At 71.1% G+C, this 16224-nt stretch carries 14 protein-coding genes; 3 read left to right on the top strand and 11 right to left on the bottom strand.

The window, feature by feature from the left end; all coding sequences use genetic code 11:
- Window positions 1–3: 3 nt before the first annotated feature.
- Window positions 4–507, bottom strand: a complete 504-nt coding sequence (locus ABD743_RS41705) for a MarR family winged helix-turn-helix transcriptional regulator (protein ID WP_344729834.1) — start codon at window positions 505–507, stop codon at window positions 4–6.
- A gap of 42 nt (window positions 508–549) precedes the next feature.
- Here ABD743_RS41705 and ABD743_RS41700 point away from each other — a divergent pair, with 42 nt between their 5' ends.
- Window positions 550–1317 (top strand): GntR family transcriptional regulator, encoded by a 768-nt coding sequence (locus ABD743_RS41700; protein ID WP_344729832.1) that lies wholly within the window; start codon window positions 550–552, stop codon window positions 1315–1317.
- Between the two features lies 1 nt (window position 1318).
- Here the strand turns inward: ABD743_RS41700 and ABD743_RS41695 are convergent, their stop codons facing one another.
- Both ABD743_RS41695 and ABD743_RS41690 read right to left on the bottom strand, forming a co-directional pair.
- Window positions 1319–2314: an isopenicillin N synthase family dioxygenase gene (locus ABD743_RS41695; protein ID WP_344729830.1), complete on the bottom strand. Its 996-nt coding sequence runs from the start codon at window positions 2312–2314 to the stop codon at window positions 1319–1321.
- 122 nt (window positions 2315–2436) lie between these two features.
- Window positions 2437–3570, bottom strand: a complete 1134-nt coding sequence (locus tag ABD743_RS41690) for an SIS domain-containing protein (protein ID WP_344729828.1) — start codon at window positions 3568–3570, stop codon at window positions 2437–2439.
- A 159-nt stretch (window positions 3571–3729) separates the two neighbouring features.
- Between ABD743_RS41690 and ABD743_RS41685 the strand changes: the two genes are divergently transcribed.
- Both ABD743_RS41685 and ABD743_RS41680 read left to right on the top strand, forming a co-directional pair.
- Entirely contained in the window at window positions 3730–4167 is a 438-nt protein-coding gene (locus ABD743_RS41685) for an STAS domain-containing protein (protein WP_344729826.1), read from the top strand.
- Between the two features lie 54 nt (window positions 4168–4221).
- Window positions 4222–5433, top strand: a complete 1212-nt coding sequence (locus tag ABD743_RS41680) for a GDSL-type esterase/lipase family protein (protein ID WP_344729824.1) — start codon at window positions 4222–4224, stop codon at window positions 5431–5433.
- Between the two features lie 19 nt (window positions 5434–5452).
- Here ABD743_RS41680 and ABD743_RS41675 read toward each other — a convergent pair whose 3' ends face one another.
- From ABD743_RS41675 to ABD743_RS41640, 8 genes are all read right to left on the bottom strand, one after another.
- Window positions 5453–7783: a molybdopterin-dependent oxidoreductase gene (locus ABD743_RS41675; protein ID WP_344729822.1), complete on the bottom strand. Its 2331-nt coding sequence runs from the start codon at window positions 7781–7783 to the stop codon at window positions 5453–5455.
- Between the two features lie 18 nt (window positions 7784–7801).
- Window positions 7802–8863 (bottom strand): LLM class flavin-dependent oxidoreductase, encoded by a 1062-nt coding sequence (locus ABD743_RS41670; protein ID WP_344729820.1) that lies wholly within the window; start codon window positions 8861–8863, stop codon window positions 7802–7804.
- 5 nt (window positions 8864–8868) lie between these two features.
- Window positions 8869–9375: an SRPBCC family protein gene (locus tag ABD743_RS41665; protein ID WP_344729818.1), complete on the bottom strand. Its 507-nt coding sequence runs from the start codon at window positions 9373–9375 to the stop codon at window positions 8869–8871.
- Between the two features lie 48 nt (window positions 9376–9423).
- Window positions 9424–9942 (bottom strand): winged helix-turn-helix transcriptional regulator, encoded by a 519-nt coding sequence (locus tag ABD743_RS41660; protein ID WP_344729815.1) that lies wholly within the window; start codon window positions 9940–9942, stop codon window positions 9424–9426.
- Between the two features lie 37 nt (window positions 9943–9979).
- Window positions 9980–10813 carry a GNAT family N-acetyltransferase gene (locus tag ABD743_RS41655; protein WP_344729813.1) on the bottom strand — a complete coding sequence of 278 codons (834 nt, stop codon included), beginning with the start codon at window positions 10811–10813 and terminating at the stop codon, window positions 9980–9982.
- An 87-nt stretch (window positions 10814–10900) separates the two neighbouring features.
- Window positions 10901–13678, bottom strand: coding sequence for an AAA family ATPase (locus tag ABD743_RS41650; RefSeq protein WP_344729811.1), 2778 nt, complete (start codon window positions 13676–13678; stop codon window positions 10901–10903).
- An 804-nt stretch (window positions 13679–14482) separates the two neighbouring features.
- A complete protein-coding gene (locus ABD743_RS41645) occupies window positions 14483–15460 on the bottom strand; it encodes a sugar kinase (protein ID WP_344729809.1) in 978 nt (325 codons plus the stop codon).
- On the bottom strand, window positions 15457–16128 hold the full coding sequence (locus ABD743_RS41640; protein WP_344729807.1) for a bifunctional 4-hydroxy-2-oxoglutarate aldolase/2-dehydro-3-deoxy-phosphogluconate aldolase: 672 nt from the start codon (window positions 16126–16128) through the stop codon (window positions 15457–15459). The genes ABD743_RS41645 and ABD743_RS41640 overlap by 4 nt, the downstream gene beginning before the upstream one ends.
- Window positions 16129–16224: the final 96 nt, after the last annotated feature.

Genomic DNA, 16224 nt, shown 5'->3' with positions numbered 1-16224 from the left:
CTGCTACTTCGACCCCCGCGCGGCCGCCGTCGCCGGGCCGGCCGCGTTCGGCTGCTGGAAGATCTCCGTGGCTGCGTCGAAGATCGACGCGAGCGACTCCTGCAGGATCTGCTGCCGCTCCTGCGGCACGGCCTGCAACAGCTGCTCGCCGGCATCGGCCAGCGCCACGTCGGCCGCCTCCTTGGCGGCCTGCCCCTCCGGAGTGAGGCTCAGCAGGAGCGACCGCCTGTTCTGCGGGTTCTCCTGCCGGTTCATCAAGCCCCGCCGCACGAGCACCTCGACGCTCTCGGACACCGTGGGGACGGTGAGATTTCCGAAGGCTGCGAGCGCCGCCATCGACGTGTGCCCCTCCGAGACCCTTCGGAGCATCCGGTGCTGGCGGAACGTCAACGGGGTGTCGAGCTGCCCGAGCACCCGGCCGTAGAGCCGGGTGAGACGAGCCGAGACCGAGACGAGAAGCACGCCGAGGTCTTCGTCCCTGCGTTCACCGCTCGGTCCTGAGCTCACGCGTTCTCCTAACTAAGGGGCCCTAACAGTTAGGTGCCCATAGTGAAGTCGATCGCGTCTGTGGTCAAGACCGGATCCCGCAGCTTGGAGGGAGCCCTGCCGGTGCTGGACAATCCCGCCATGGCGGCGCCGATCGACCCCACTACCAGGCCTGACTCGCTCTCGCGCCAGATCTACGCCACCCTGCGCGAGGGGATCATCCGAGGCCGCTACCCGCAGGGATCCCGGCTCGCGGAGCAGCGGCTGGCCGAGGAACTGCAGGTATCGCGCGTCCCGCTGCGCGAGGCCGTGCCCGTGCTGGAGATCGAGGGGTTCGTCTCCACGCTGCCCCGCCGCAGCGCGATCGTCACCACGTGGACGATCAGGTCGGTGCACGATCTGTTCGACCTGCGGCTGTGCCTCGAGGTCGGCGCCGCCCGGTACGCCGCACGCAGGATCGCCGACGGCGCCTCGATCGCCCCGCTGCGGGCCGCACTGGAGACCGCGCGCGGCAGCCTGAACAGCGGCGATGCCTACCGCATCGCGGACGACAGCACCCGGTTCCACGAGGGGATCGTGGATCTCACCGACAACGCGCTGATGCGGGCCGTGATGCGCTCGCTCGCGGGCCGGATGATGTGGCTGTTCTTCATGACACACGAGCCCGGCCCGCTCCACGCCCACAACGGCCACGAGGAGCTGCTCGCCGCCATCGAGTCGGGCGACGAGCGCGTGGCGGAGGCCGTCGCGTACACCCACATCGAGCACCACCGGATCGACTCGATGCGGGCGCTGCGCGCGTCGAGCGACATCCGCGACGAGCCGGCCTGACTCAGAGGGCGGCGACCGCGTGCCGGCCGAGCTCCTTGCGCGAGATGTGGACACCGGCACGCACGGGGCGATAGCGCAGCCCTTGCGGCACACCCTGCAGGGCGGGGGCGGGCTCGACGAGCGCGTCGGGGTTGGGTTGCTGGAAGTATCCGACGGACTGCCTGCGCACCATCGCCGCCGCACCGGCCGGTGTCACCACGCGGTGCGGCGTGGCACGCAGAACGCCGCCCGTCCAGCGTTCGAGCAGGTCGCCGACGTTGAGCACGAGCGACCCCGCCAGGAACGGCACGCGGCACCACCGGCCCCGCGCCTGCACCTCGAGGCCGCCCGGCTCGTCCGGGCGGTAGAGCAGGGTGAGCACACCGTGGTCGGTGTGAGGCCGGCTGCGGGGCAGGGTGTCGTGTCGGGCCGGCCGGGGTGGGTAGTGGTTGACCACGAGATTGGAGAAGTGCCGGTCGAACGACGTGGCGAACCAGGTGGGGGGCAGCCCGAGTCCGGTGGCCACGAGCTCCAGCAGCCGGTCACCGAGCTGCTCCATCTCCTGGTAGTAGCGCTCGCACACCGGTCGCAGCTGCTCGGGACGCTCCGGCCAGACGTTCGGCCAGCGCCAGAGCTTGTACTCGACGCTGCCCTCCGGTTGGTCACCCGGCGGCACCGGCCGGTTGACGATGAAGGACTCCATTCGCGGAGCCTCCGGGTCGTCCTCGGGATCGAGCGGCTCGTACCCCCGCAGGATCCCCGGTGCCGGAAAAGCGGCCGCGAGCTTCTCCTGCCGGGAGAGCGCGAAGAACGCCTCGGAGACCTCGGACATGGTCGCGAAGAGCTCGACCGGAACCTGGTGGCCGGTGATCACGGCGAAGCCCGTGCGACGGAAGGAGGCGAGCAGCTCCGCGGCTACGGAGTGCTTCTCGGCAGCTGGGCCGGCCGGGTCCAGCGCCGGCGCGACATCCACGACATCGACCCGGGCGATCGCCCGGTTCGGAGTCTGCCCGGTCATCGTGATCTCCCTTGCATTCACGCAACGGTATACAGTTCGTATTCAACGGCGGCGGAAACGGGCGTTCGGTGGGTCAATCGACGAATTCGGTTCTCGGTCGAGCCCCCTGGCGGCACGCCTGATCAGGCGTCGGCGGCCGCGAACTTCGCCATGCCCACGTGGTAGCCCATGAGCTGGGCGGGCAGCAGGTACAGCAACGGGCTCAGCAGCTCGGCGACGTCGGGTAACCGCACCACCGCGTCGGCGAGACCGTCGAACGCGTGCTCACCCGCGGTGGTGGCCACATAGACCTGCCCGCCGAACTTACGTGCCTTCCTGGCCGTGTCAACCGCGCTCTTGACGGACGGACCGCTCGGTACGAGGAGCCACAGCGGATCGCCGGCCTTGCACCGGTGGTGATCCTCCAACTGCACAGCCATGGCGTGGTCCGGGGAGCACTCCTCGACCTTCGCCGCGCCCAGCAACGCAGAGCCCCAGTTCGGCCCGGCGCCGGAGAACAGGTACATGTGCCGCGCGGCCTCCCGCGCTGCCACCTCGGCCACGATCGGGTCGCTCATCGCTAGTGCCGCCGACATCAGCCCGGGCACGATGGCGAGCTCCGCCAGGAGGGCATCGGCTCCGGCTGCACCGCGGGCCCGGCCGACGAGCCCGGCCAGCCGGAACAGCAGGGCGAGCGCCGCGGTGGACGACTGGGTGGGCCACCCCACCCGCGTCGCGTCGACGTGCAGCGCGTGGTTGCTCTCCTCGTCGAGGGTCGAGCCCGCCGTGTCGGTGAGAGCGAGAGTGAGGGCTCCGGCGTACTGCGCGACGAGCAGGGCCTCCACCGTGCGCATGGTCTCGCCCGAGCGCGAGAGCGCGATCACGAGCGACCGCTCGGTGACCGCGGGTGCGAGGTAGTGGGCCATCTCGAGGCTCCGCACCGGCTCACACGGCACGCCGAGCATCGCCTCCGACACGATCCGGGCTGCCGCCATCACGGCCAGCGAGTCGCCCGCTCCCACGAGGAAGGCGCGGTCGAGCTCACGACCGGCGATCATCCGCGCGACCTCGTCGAGGGCGTCACGGTTGACCGCCCAGTTGCGGTCCACGACCGCGGGCTGCGCGAACAGCGCGTCACGGGTCGCCTCCACCCTGCGGCGGCGCTCGGCATCGCACGAACCGTCGGTCGGCAGGGCGACCACCGCGGTCCGCTCGGCGTCGGCGACGCGCGCGAGCACCGCGCGCTGCCGGTCGTCCAGGGCCCATACCCCCGCCATCGGTCTGATCCGGGAAGCCATCACGGTCAAACGGTATACAGTTTGGGGTTTCTCGCGGATGACATCCGATGAACACGGGGTGACGCCGCCGGTTGCTTGGTATGGCGCGCGCCGTCGCGGCAATCCGGCGTGGCGACCCGGAGCCACTACGGTGATGCTGTGACCGACCGCGACAACGCTGATCCCGACCACGCGTCGTCCGCGCCCGCCGACCTGCTGACACTGAACGCGACCCGCATCGGATCCGCGGCTGTGGTGACGGTGAGGGGCGAGCTGGACCTGCAGACCGCGCGCAAGCTCATGTCCGTGGTCGACGAGACGCTGGCATGGCCCGACCTCACCGCGCTGGTGATCGACCTCGCCGCGGTGAGCTTCCTCGGCTCCTCCGGACTGGGCACGCTCGCCGAGCTCGCCACCCGGACGACGGCGAGCCGGGGCCCCGGCCCCTATCCCGCCCCGAACCAGACTCCCCGGCCCGCGCTGCGCCTCGTGGCGCCGCCCGACAACCAGGCCGTGATCCGCCCGTGGGAGACGATGAACCTGCAGCAGATCCTGCCGCTGCATCCCGACGTGACCACGGCCCTCGCAGACCTCTGACGCCCCCGCCCGAATTCACGTGCGGATCCGGGATCTGCTGGACAAGCTGAGTTCATGAGCTCCCCGCACGACTCCTCGATCCCGCCCGGCTCGACGGACTGGACCACCACGCCCGTCACCGCAGATCTCCTGCGCGGCGCCCTCGACGTGGAGCGCACCGAGCACGGGGTGCTGCCGCACCGCCTGCCCGCCAGGGCTCGTGCACAGTGCGCCGACGGGCAACTGGCCATGGCCGAGTCCCAGCCCTCCGGCGTACGGGTCGTGTTCCGTACCCGGGCCACGGCCGTCGAGCTGGACGCACTCCGCACCAAGGTGGCCTACCAGGGCGCCCTGCCCCGTCCGGACGGCGTGTACGACCTGCTCGTCGACGGTCGCCTGGCCGGGCAGGCCGGTGTGACCGGCGGCAACGTCCTGATGGTGGACATGGCCACCGGCTCCGCGGACACGAGGCCCGGCCCGGTCGGCACCGTCCGATTCCGCGGTCTGCCCGACCGCGTGAAGGACGTCGAGATCTGGCTGCCCTACAACGAGATCACGCAGCTGATCGCCCTGCGCACCGACGCCCCCGTCGAGCCCGTACCGGACGCGGGCCGCAGCGTGTGGCTGCACCACGGCAGCTCGATCAGCCACGGCTCCGACGCGGCGAGCTCCACCACGACCTGGCCGGCGCTGGCCGCGTCCCTCGGCGGCGTGGAGCTGATCAACCTCGGTCTGGGCGGGAGCGCCCTGCTCGATGCGTTCACCGCCCGCGCCCTGCGGGACACCCCCGCGGACCTGATCAGCGTCAAGATCGGCATCAACCTGGTCAACACCGACCTGATGCGCCTGCGCGCCTTCACGCCGGCGGTTCACGGCTTCCTCGACACCATCCGTGAAGGACATCCCACCACTCCGGTGCTCGTCGTCTCGCCCATCCTGTGCCCGATCCACGAGGACACCCCCGGCCCCAGCGCCCCGGACTTCAGCAGCCTGGCGGAAGGGAGGCTGCAGTTCCGGGCCATGGGTGACCCCGCGGAACAGGCCCGCGGGAAGCTGACGCTCACGGTCATCCGGGACGAGCTGGCCCGCATCGTGAAGCAGCGGGCAGCCGACGACGCGAACCTGCATTATCTCGACGGTCGCGACCTCTACGGCGAGGCCGACTTCGCCGAGCTCCCGCTGCCCGACCAGCTCCACCCGGACGCTGCCACACACCGCCGCATCGGCGAGCGCTTCGCCGCCCTGGCCTTCGCCGCCGGAGGGCCGTTCGCCGCCGAACGCGTCTGAGATACCCGAAAGGGTGCGATCAGCCCTTGGTCGCGGCGACGACCTCACGCACGCGCCGGCTGTCGCGCTCCGCCAGCTCACGCTCGGCGGCGGTGGCGGGCTCCAACAGCACCGGGACGTCCTTGTGATGCGGCGTTCCCGCGATGGGATCGCGATCGGCGGCGTCGGTGATCAGGTTGATCCGCGGCCCGTTGACCACCCGGCCGCCCTGGCCGTCGGGCACGGACATGCCGAAGCCGTGCGGCAGCGCCACCTGCATCGGGCGCATGCTCTCGTCGACCTCGGCGCGCACCACGATCCGCCCGGTCCGGGTGGCGACCGCCACCCAGTCGCCATCGTCGGCGCCGATCGACGCCAGGTCGGCAGCGCGCGCCCGCAGCGCGCCGTCCAGGTCCGTCTTGCGCCACGCAGGCGGCCGCAGGATCTGGTTGGCGTTGTGCGAGCGGCGCTGGCCGCTGACCAGCGAGAACGGGTAACGCGGATCGGGTCGCTCGGCATCGGGGTCGAGTCGGTCGAGCCACTCGAGCAGCTCCGGCACCGCGAGCTGCACCCGCTCGCGCTTCGTCAGCTCCCAGACCTCGTCATAGGTGTGGCGGCTGAACGGGGTGCCGCTGGGTGAGGAGAGGATGCGGTCGAACAGCTCGTTCCCGAGCTCGGGGCCGGTCGAGTCGGAGCCGAGCGCCCGCTGCACCGGTGCGGTCATCCGCCCCGCCAGCCGCTGGCATCCCGCCCAGAGGGGCGCGATCGACCCGGCGCCGTCGGGCAACGTCGTGCCGAGCGTGCGATAGAGCAGCACCGGGGCGATCTCCGCCAGGCCCGGGTGGGTCGACATCACCTCGCCCGCGCTCCGCAGCAGGTTCGTCCGGTCGCTGCGGGCGGCCTCGGCGAGCTCGGCAAGCGTCACGGCGTCGGGCAGCACACCCAGCTTCTCGAACAGCCGGGCGTAGATCTCCGCCTCGACGAGCGTGCCGGCGAGCGGCTCGAACAGCGGGCGCCGGAGCTGGAAGTAGTTGGTGGGCCACTCGAAGTCGAAGAGCGTGAACTCCCATTTCTCGTGCTGTGCCGCCGCCGGCAGCACATAGTCGGCCAGCGCCGCTGTCTCGGTGTAGGCGATGTCGACCACCACCGACAGCTCACACGCGCGGATGGCCTCCTCGACGCCTGTGGTGTCGGCGTAGGTGTTGGCGGGGTTCGACGACTCCACCCACAGCGCCCGAACCCGGTGCGGGTGGTCGGTGAGGATCTCTTCCGCCAGCGTGTTCGTCGGCAGGAGGCCTCCGATGTACTCGAAGCCCGTGATCTCCGAGCGCTGGCCGCGGGAGTTGCCCCACAGCGGGAGCAGCCAGGTGTGCAGGTTGTTCGTGCCCTCCCGGCCGAAGTTGCCGGTGACCAGGTAGAGCAGCTTCTCGAGGTAGCTGTTGAGCGTGGAGTGGCGTCCCTGCTGGATGCCGAGCTCGACCCGCACTGTCATCGCCCGCGCGTCGAGGATCATGTCGACCGCGCGCTCGACGTCGGCGCGCTCCACCTCCGCGTGGGCGATCCATGCATCTACGGGCACCCGTCCGAGCACCTCGGCGACCTCGGCGAAGCCCTCGGTGCGGGCAGCGAGGAACTCGGCGTCCTGCCCGTCCCGCTCGATGATCATCGCGATCATCGCGGCGAGGAGGTAGGCGTCGGTACCCGGCCGCAGCGCCAGGTGCAGCTCCGCCGCCTGGGCGGTCTCGGTGCGGCGCGGATCGACCACGATCATCTTCCGCGTCGGGTCGTTCTTGATCGTGTTGAGCGCGCTGCGGGCGTTGCTGAAACCATGGGCGAGCCAGGGGTTGCAGCCGAGGACGACGAGCAGGTCGCATTCCTCGACGCCCTCGGCCGTGTGGCAGGTCTGGTCCCCGAACATCTTGCCGTTGACCCAGAAGTCCCCGGTCTTCTCCTGCGACAGCGCATTGAAGTACCGGGTGCCGCCCATCCAGCTCAGCAGCGCCTTTCCGTAGCCGCCACCGGAGTGGTTGCCCTGCCCGCCACCACCGACGTAGGCCAGCGATCCCGGGCGTCCGGCGGCGCGGTCGGCGTCACGCAGCACGGTGAGGCGCTCGGCGATCTCGCTCAAGGCGGTGTCCCAGTCGATCGCCTCGTGGGTGCCGTCGGGCCGGCGCCGCAGCGGGGTGGTCAACCGGTCGTCGTGGTTGCCGAGGAAGGTCAGTCGCTGCGCCTTCTGACACAGGTACCCCTGCGAGCGCGGGTGCTGCTTGTCCCCGCGCACCCGCGTGATCGACCGGCCGTCGATCTGCACCTCCAGCCCGCAGTTGAGGTAGCAGAGGCTGCACGCGGTCTTGTGCCAGTCGGCAGGCATGTCTTCTCCTGTTGTCGCTCAGGCGGGGTCGAGAGCGTCGAGGGCGCGGACCATGTCGATCGCACGGCCGAGGGTGGTGAGCCGGGCGTCGAGGGTGTCGCCCGCCGGGTAGAGCCGGACGGTGTCGACGCCCGCGTCGCGCCAGATGCGCAGGCGCGCGGCGACCATCTCCTCGGTGCCGATCAACGTGGTGCCCAGCACCATCTCGTCCGTCACGAGCTCGGCGGCCCCGTCGCGGTCGCCGGCCTGCCAGCGCTCGTGGATCGCAGCGGCCGCCTCGGCCCAGCCCTGCCGGCTGTAGGCGTCGTTGTAGAAGTTCGTGCTGGCTGAGCCCATACCGCCGAGGCTGAACGCGAGCTTCTTCTTCCGGGGGACCACCATCTCCCGCAGCTCGTCCTCGTTCTCGGCGAAGGCGACCTCGGCGCCCTCACAGACGTCGATGTCGGCGCGGGTACGCCCCGAGGCGGCAAGCCCCGCGTCGAGGTGGGTGAAATAGGCGGCCGAGCCTTCGGGAACGAAGCTCGTGCCGAGCCACCCGTCGGCGATCTCACCGGTCAGCTCCAGCAGCCGGGGCGACATCGCGGCCAGGTAGATCGGGATGTCCGGGTTGGGGGCGATCGAGAGCCGCATCGGCTTGCCCTCCCCGCCCGGCAGTGGGACCTGGAACCGCGAGCCCGAGAAGGCGATCTTCTCCCCGGCGAACGCCTGACGGATGATCTCCACCGTCTCCCGCGCCCGGGTGCGGGCCGCGGCGAACGGCACTCCGTGCAGACCCTCGATCACCTGGGGGCCCGAGGGGCCGAGGCCGAGCAGGAACCGTCCCTGCGACATCTGGGCCAGCGTGAGCGCTGCCTGCGCGATCGCGACGGGTGTGCGGGTGCCGAGCTGGATCACGCCCGAACCCAGCAGCATGCGCTCGGTGCGCGCCGCGAGGTAGCCGAGCACCGACGGCGCGTCCGCACCCCACGCCTCGGCCACCCAGCAGACGTCGAGACCGAGACGCTCGGCCTCCAGGACGAACTCGACCGTCTCCGGCCAGCCGCCCTCCTGCGAGGCTTCGATCGTGGTGGCGGTGCGCATCCGGATCAGCCCTCGGCCCGCTTCTTGATGGCAGCGAGTGTGTGGATGATCGAGTTCTCGAACTCACGCATCCGGACGAACACGATCTTCTGTTCCTTGTCGGGCATCCGATCGATCGCGTGGCTCAGCCCCGAAGGGGCGGGGCCCATCTGCATCCACTCGCGCAGCCGGGTGCCGCCGTCGGCGGGCTCGAGGGTGAAACGCCAGAGCGCCGTGGGGTTCTCCGGGTCCTGCACCGCCCACGCGAGCACCCGCGGCTCTTCGCACTCGATGACGTGCGACGTGGTGGCCCACTCCCCCAGGGCGTCGTGCCTGCTGCGGCCGACGAAGCTGTGGCCCACGGCGGGCCCGGTGGCGCCGTCGCACCACTGCACCGACTCCAGCTCGCTGCTCATCGTCGGCATCAGTTCGACGTCGGCGACGATCGACCACACCCGTTCCGGCGGAGCGTCGATCCAGGTCTCGGCCTCGACCGTCGGCTTGTCCGCGTAGCGGGCACCGGTCCACTCCATGGCGTGCGCACTCCTCGAGTTGTATGAGCGCCTCACCAGTAGAGTTGCCTAGATAGACTGACCTGTCAAACCGTCGCCGAACCGCTTCAGCGCCTCCGGGTGGCGGGCCAGCTTCGCTGGATAGCCCGGCCCCATCCGCATGGTCGTGTCCTCGGCCGTCAGCGGCTCCCCGCAGTGCGAGCAGACCACCTCCGCGTGCGCGTCGTGATCGCAGCGATCGTGGTGGAACGTGACCGGCGGTCCACCCTCCCCGGCGAGCCAGCGGTCACCCCAGCGCGCCATGGCGACGAGCACCCCCCAGAAGTCGCGGCCCTTCTCGGTGAGCACGTAGTCGTAGCGCACGGGGTCGGTCTGGTACGGCTGCTTCTCCAGCAGTCCCTCGTCCACCAGGCGGCGCAGGCGATCGGCCAGTGTGTTGCGGGCGATCCCGAGCCCCTGCTGGAACTCGTCGAACCGCCGGATGCCGTAGAAGGCGTCACGCAGCACCAGAGGGGTCCACCAGTCGCCCAGCAGGTCCATGGTGCGCGCGACCGAGCACGGCCACTGTGCGAATGATGTGCGCCTCATGGGCGAATCATACGGTCCCTGGAAGAGACCCAGCAGCTCAGCGCACTTGACGGCCCGGCCGCCACACCCAGTTCGGCCGCTCGTACTGCGGGGAGAAGCCCAGCCGGAGGACGTTGTGGAAGGACTGGTTGCGCTCGCCGGGACCCTCGGCCGCCGTCTCCACCACAGCCATCCGGCACCCGGCGGCCTTCGCGTCGAGGAGGCGGGTGGCCAGCAACGCGGACTGCGCGCCGCGCCGCTGGTGGGAGGGCAGCGTGGTGCCTCCCCACAGCTCGACGACGTCGCCGAGGACGAATGCGCCGCCGACGGCGACGATCTCGTCGCCGTCCCAGGCCGCGTAGCACCGGAAGCCGGGGCTCCCGACAACGGCGGCGGTCATCTCCGCCAGCCCCTCCTCGGGCATGCCGAAACCGCGCAGGAGCGTGGACGCCCACTGCCGCGCGTTGTCGACGTCGACCTCCCCGACCCGCAGGTCCGTCTTCGGCGGGTCGATGGACACGAGGTCGTGCGTCGACTTCACCACGGCACCACCCGGCTCGAGGCCGTAGCGGGTACGGATGTCGTCCCAGTCGTCGGGCAGCACGGCGGGCGCGAGCTGTAGGACGGCCATCGGGGCGTCATGCTCGCGGTAGAACTCGCACACCCGGCCAATCAGTTCGGCGGTGACCGGTTCGTCGAAGCCGAAACCCAACGCCTTGTTCCAGAACTCCGTGACATCCCGGCGCATCACGAGCACGCTGCCGCCACCGATCCGCGCCGAGGCCATTCCCATGTGGGCCAGCACCTGCGCAGGCGCACCGGACTCCGCCCGGTACATCATTTCGGCTTCGACCTTTTCCAGTACCGTCGCCGCTGCCAATCCCCCCGACATCGGCTCAGCCTAACCCGATCCGCGGGCGCCCAAGGAACCGGACATTTTTCATATCAGGCATCGGGACGAATTGTTTTTTACAGCGCTTCAACTCTCACCCGGACCGGTCGGCAGGGTAGCCAGCGCGTCCCGCAGCGCAGCACGCGACGTGATTCCGAGCTTCGGGAATGCACGGTACAGATGCGCACCCACCGTGCGATGCGACAGGAACAGCTGTTGTCCGATCTCCTTGTTGGAAAGACCTGCGGCCGCGAGCACGGCGATCTCGCGCTCCTGCGGTGTGAGCAGCCCGGCACCCGAGGCGTGGGCGGTGCCGAGCCCCGCGGCACGGAGCTCGTGGCCCGCCCGGTCCATCCACGGCCGGGCACCCAGTCGCTCGAACGTCTCCAACGCGCCGGTGAGCTGCACCCGCGCATCGCTGGTGGCACGTGCTCGACGCAGCTGCTCCCCGTACGCGAGGCGAACCCTGGCCGCCTCGAACGGCCAGCGGTCGGCACCGGGAACAGCGAGAGCCTTCTCGAAGAGCTCGCCTGCGCTGTCGTCGTCGGCGGCCATCGCCGCCGACCCCGTCGCCAGCAGGGCCATGCGCGGGGACAACTCCGCGACCTTCGCCTGCTCCATCGCCTTCACGTGCGCCGCCGCCTCGGCCCGCCGGTCGGTGCGTACCGCCGCCTCGACCAGGTCCATCATCGCCCAGAGGGCAACGGGCACGTGCGAGGCGAACTCCCCCGCCGGACTGATCGCCACGGCGTGCCGGTAGGCGTCCTCGAAGTCGCTCCGCGCGAGAGCGGCCACGGCCTGCGCGTGGTGCACGTAGTGCACCACGCCCCGCGCTCCCCGCGGCGTCGCCCACTGCAGCGCCTTGTCGATCTGGGCCCGTGAGGTGTCCTGGTCGCCACGGGCCGCGGCGACGAGTGCCAGGAAGTAGTGGAACGGCCAAGCGAAGTGGCGATAGCCCTGCGCATCGCCCGTCTCGAGACCTTCGTCGGCGAGCTCGGAGATCTGGTCCCACCGGCCGCTGATGTAGTCGTCGAGACACAGGTGGATCAACGCGACCACGGCCAGCGGGAACGGCCCGACCTCCCGGGCCCGGCTCACGACCCGCCACAGCGCATCGCGACAGCCGGCGAGCCGGTCGACGTTGACGGCGGCGTGACAGATGCGGGCGATCCGGACCGGGTCGACCTCGTTGCGCAGCCCGTTGATCGCACTGTTCAGCTGGTCGAGCACCGGGCCTGCGGTGCGGACCGGGTCGGGGAAGGTCGCGCTCATCAGCGCCAGGTCCGGAGGTAGGCGCGACCCGAGTTCGGCGACCGCGGCGTGGAACGGTCTCCACATCTCGGCCTCGCCGCCGAACCAGCACAGCAGCAACAGGGTCCACACCGCCTCGACGAGCGCGCCGTCGTCCGGATCGGTGCGGGTCTCGATCGCCCGCGCCAGCAGGCGATGTGCGGTCTCGACGTCGTTGTCTCCGACGCTGAGCAGATACGCGGCGGTCGCGGCGGCGTAGAGCGACCCGCCGCCGTGCGCCGGGTCGGCCCGCCGGGCGTCCCCGAGCAGCTGGGACGCCACCTCCATGTCACCGGTCTCGAGGCCGACGTATGCCGCCTCGGCCAGCCGCCTGCTGCGGTCGGAACGTAGAGGGCTGAGCTGGGCCGCCCGGCTCAACGCGGCGACGGCACCGGCAGGGTCCCCTCGGCCGAGGATCCGGTCGGCGGCCTCTTCGAGCAGGCCGGCCACCCTCTCGTCGGGCTCGATGGTCGCCTCGCCCAGGTGCCATGCCCGGTGCTCGGGCCGCTGCGACATGTCGGCCAGCGTCATGTGGGCCCGCCTGCGCTGGTCGGCTGTCGACAGCTCGACGACGGCAGACCGGGTGAGGGGATGGCGGAAGGTCAGCCGCCCGGTGCTCTCCTCCACGTGTAGCAGCTGTGCGTGTTCCGCCGGCGCGAGTGGGTCCTCGTCGTCGGGCTCACTGGTGGCCGCCTTCAGCACGCGCAGGTCGGCCGTGCTGTCCAGCGCCCCGAGCAGCAGCAGCTGGCGGGAGGCCGCGGGGAGCTCCGAGATCCGCGACACGAACAGGGCCTGCAACCGTCGGCTCAGCGGCAGCACGGCGGGCAGCGCCCGCAGGGCCGGACGCTGCGGTCCCGTCAGCGCGGCAGGCAGCTCGAGCAGCGCGAGCGGGTTGCCGCGTGCCTCGGCCAGTACCCGCCTGCGCACCTTCGTGCCGAGGGTCGGGAACCGGTAGCCCATCAGCGCCAGCGCCGCGTCGTCGTCCAGCGGTTGTAGCTCGTGCTCGGGGAGGCCCGCACCCTCGAAGAAGCTCTCCATGCCCGGCCGCGAGGCGGCCAGGAACCCCACGCGGCTGCCGGCCAGGCGGCGGGCGACGAACGCGAGCACGGCCGCACTGGCCCGATCCATCCAGTGGACGTCGTCCACCACGACCAGGACCGCTCGCTGTGCGGCCACCGCGCGCAACAACCCGAGCGTCGCGCTGGACACCACCAAGCGGTCCGGGGTACAGCCCTCCTCCATTCCCAGGGCCACCGACAGGGCCGCCCGGTGAGCTTCGGGCAGCCTTCCGAACTCGCCCAGCAACGGGATCAGCACCTGGTTCAGGCCAGAGAAGCTGACATCCGCCTCGAACTCCGCGCCACCTGCGCGCAGTACGAGCATTCCCCGCTCCGACGCCTCTGCCACCGCGACGTCCACCAGCACCGACTTGCCCACGCCCGGTTCCCCGACAAGGAGCAGGGCCGCACCGCCGGCCGCCGCCGACTTCAGGAACGAGCAGACCTGCTCGAGGTCCTCGTCACGTCCGACCAGGCCGGCGGCGATGCCCGCCCGACCAGGGTCAGGATCGCTCAACACATGCCTCCAGAGATGTCAGTGGTCACGCCAGGAGCGCTGGGCCCCCAGTGATCGACCGCATCCGATCACGGCGCCGACGCTCCCATGAGGGACGGCGCTCGCCGCGAGGCCGAGGGCGTGACTGATACGACACTGGAACCCGGGTGTTGCAGCACCCAGGGCCCGGTGCTGCGAAGCACCGGGTCAGCACGATCTCCTCGGCGGGAAGGACAACCTAACCGGCGGGAATCCCCCGCAGCAAGGACGCCGACCGGGTAGCAGACACTTGTCAACGCAGGCTCACATAACCGAGATTTGCGCTGCGGCTCCCGTTGTGCAAGGGGCGCGGAGACGGATCTTGTGACGCCCGTCACCGCTACGGCCGGATCACCGCCCGACTCTCCGACATGAACCCGACGGACATACTGCATACGGACAGCCCGCTTTACCCGGCATCACATCGACACATGTCACCGAAGAGGACCTTGTCTCCCCCATCTGGGTGGATCGGTCATAGGACGAACGGGCGCCTGACCGCGTGGAGTGACGAAGGACACCTCCGAGCGAGTGACCGGGCCACTGCGTCGGTTCGCGCGCACATCCGTTGGGCCTGTGGGTGTCACCGGCAAATCGGGAGGGTTCTCCAGGGCGTGCCGCCCATGCGTCAGGACGGGCGGGGCCCGCCTCCCGGCGGGAAGCGGGCTCCGGATCAGGCCGATGTCGGTCGCTCTCAGCTGCCGACCAGGTTGCCGATCCCGATGATGAGCACGAGGCCCCACACGAACCCGGCGTAGATCTTGCTCACCGCTGCAGACGCGTCGCTCAGCGACGCACCTTCTCTTCCGCGGTGAGGAGAGTCAATTCGTGGCGACGGGGGAACGCCTCCCAGTCGCCGGGGACGGTCACGGCGAAGGCCCCGGTGATCGCGGCGGTGGAGAGCCGCTCGTCGACGTCGCGCCCGCTGAGTCGGCATGCGAGGTAGCCGGCGACGAAGGCGTCACCCGCGCCAACGGTGTCGACGGCAGTGACGGGCACGGCAGGCACGTCGATCACGGTGCCGTCGATCCTGGCCGTGGCGCCGTGGCGGCCTCTCTTCACCACCACCTCGCCCGGCCCGAGCTCGGCGAGCGCGGTGGCGAGCTCCGCGGGCGTGGCCGCCGCCGGGTCGTCGATGCCGAGGGCGATCCGCGCCTCGTCGTCGCCCGCGAACAGCATGTCGGCGGCGGCCGCCAACTCCCGGAACACCACGCCCGCCTCGGCCGCGCTCCAGAGCCGTGACCGGAAGTTCAGGTCGACCGAGACCGGGACTCCCGCCGCCCGCGCCCGCCGCACGGCCTCGCGGACGGCCGCGGCGGGCTCCGCCCCGAGCGCCGGGGTGATCCCGGTGACGTGCAGGATGCCGGCCTCCTCGATGACGTGCTCGGGCAGGTCGGCGGGGCACAGGTGCGACCCCGCACTGCCATGCCGGTAGTAGGACACGTGCGACGAGGTGCCGGTGCGCCGTTCCCGCAGCATCAGCGCGGTGGGTGCATCGTCGCGGTGAACCACGGGCCGGACCCGCTCGGCGAGCAGGTGGCGCTCCACGAGGTCACCGACCGGGTCGCGGCCGAGACGTCCGATCCAGGTCGCCGGCACCCCGAGCCGCGACACCCCGATGGCGACGTTCGACTCCGCGCCCCCCATGCTCAGGCGCATCCCGTGGGCCAGCGCGAGCGGCCCGGTGTCCTCGGCGACCAACAGCCCGAGCGTCTCGCCGAGGGTGACCAGACCGGCGGCGGGCACGTCCCCGGGTGCGGTCACCGCTGCGCTCCGGCCACCGCGGCACGGACGGCGGCGACCCGCCCGGCGAGCGCCGCGAGGTCACCGGAGGGGCCGAGGGCATCGCCGATCAGTGGCCCACCCATGCCGAGGGCACAAGCGCCCGCATCCAGCCACGCCCGCACCGCCGTGATGTCGATCCCGCCCGTGGGCACGACGGGGATGTCCGGAAGCGGTGCACGGACCGCCGTCAGATACCCGGGGCCGAGGGAACCTGCGGGGAACAGCTTCACCGCGCTCGCACCCGCCGTCCAGGCGCTGTGGATCTCGGTGGGCGTGAGCGCCCCGGGGTAGCTCGCGATGCCGTGGCGCAACGCCGCGTCGATGACCGCGGGCACGACCGATGGCGAGACGACGAAACGCGCGCCGGCAGCGACGGCACGGTCCACCTCCCCCGCGGTGAGCACCGTGCCCATCCCCACCTCGACCTCGGCAGGCAGCCGGGCAGTAAGGCGTTCGACGACGTCGAGGGCGCCGGGAGTGGTCATCGTCAGCTCGAGGCAACGGATGCCGCCCTCCACCAACGTGTCGACCACGGCCTCCGCGCGGGAGGAGTCGCCTGCCCGGAGGATGGCGACGACTCGGGTGGCGGAGAGTCCCTCGCCCATCGGGACGCGCGGGCACAGGGGCGGCGCCGGGTCGGCCGTCATGGGTGGTGGTCCCCTCCGTTCCTTCCCCGGCACGCCGCGCGGCAGCCGGGCCGACGACGCAGATCGCCAGTGATCGTCACGCTCCGGAACTGAATC

The sequence above is a fragment of the Pseudonocardia yunnanensis genome (genome assembly GCF_039534065.1).
Lineage (GTDB): Bacteria > Actinomycetota > Actinomycetes > Mycobacteriales > Pseudonocardiaceae > Pseudonocardia > Pseudonocardia yunnanensis.
This window is presented reverse-complemented; position numbering and strand designations above follow the sequence as displayed.

Excerpts from the sequence above, each read along its gene's own strand:
- ABD743_RS41695 (WP_344729830.1), bottom strand. The coding sequence starts at position 2,314 with ATGACCGGGCAGACTCCGAACCGGGCGATCGCCCGGGTCGATGTCGTG.
- ABD743_RS41690 (WP_344729828.1), bottom strand. The coding sequence starts at position 3,570 with ATGGCGGGGGTATGGGCCCTGGACGACCGGCAGCGCGCGGTGCTCGCG.
- ABD743_RS41680 (WP_344729824.1), top strand. The coding sequence starts at position 4,222 with ATGAGCTCCCCGCACGACTCCTCGATCCCGCCCGGCTCGACGGACTGG.
- ABD743_RS41675 (WP_344729822.1), bottom strand. The coding sequence starts at position 7,783 with ATGCCTGCCGACTGGCACAAGACCGCGTGCAGCCTCTGCTACCTCAAC.
- ABD743_RS41670 (WP_344729820.1), bottom strand. The coding sequence starts at position 8,863 with ATGCGCACCGCCACCACGATCGAAGCCTCGCAGGAGGGCGGCTGGCCG.
- ABD743_RS41665 (WP_344729818.1), bottom strand. The coding sequence starts at position 9,375 with ATGGAGTGGACCGGTGCCCGCTACGCGGACAAGCCGACGGTCGAGGCC.
- ABD743_RS41660 (WP_344729815.1), bottom strand. The coding sequence starts at position 9,942 with ATGAGGCGCACATCATTCGCACAGTGGCCGTGCTCGGTCGCGCGCACC.
- ABD743_RS41655 (WP_344729813.1), bottom strand. The coding sequence starts at position 10,813 with ATGTCGGGGGGATTGGCAGCGGCGACGGTACTGGAAAAGGTCGAAGCC.
- ABD743_RS41640 (WP_344729807.1), bottom strand. The coding sequence starts at position 16,128 with ATGACGGCCGACCCGGCGCCGCCCCTGTGCCCGCGCGTCCCGATGGGC.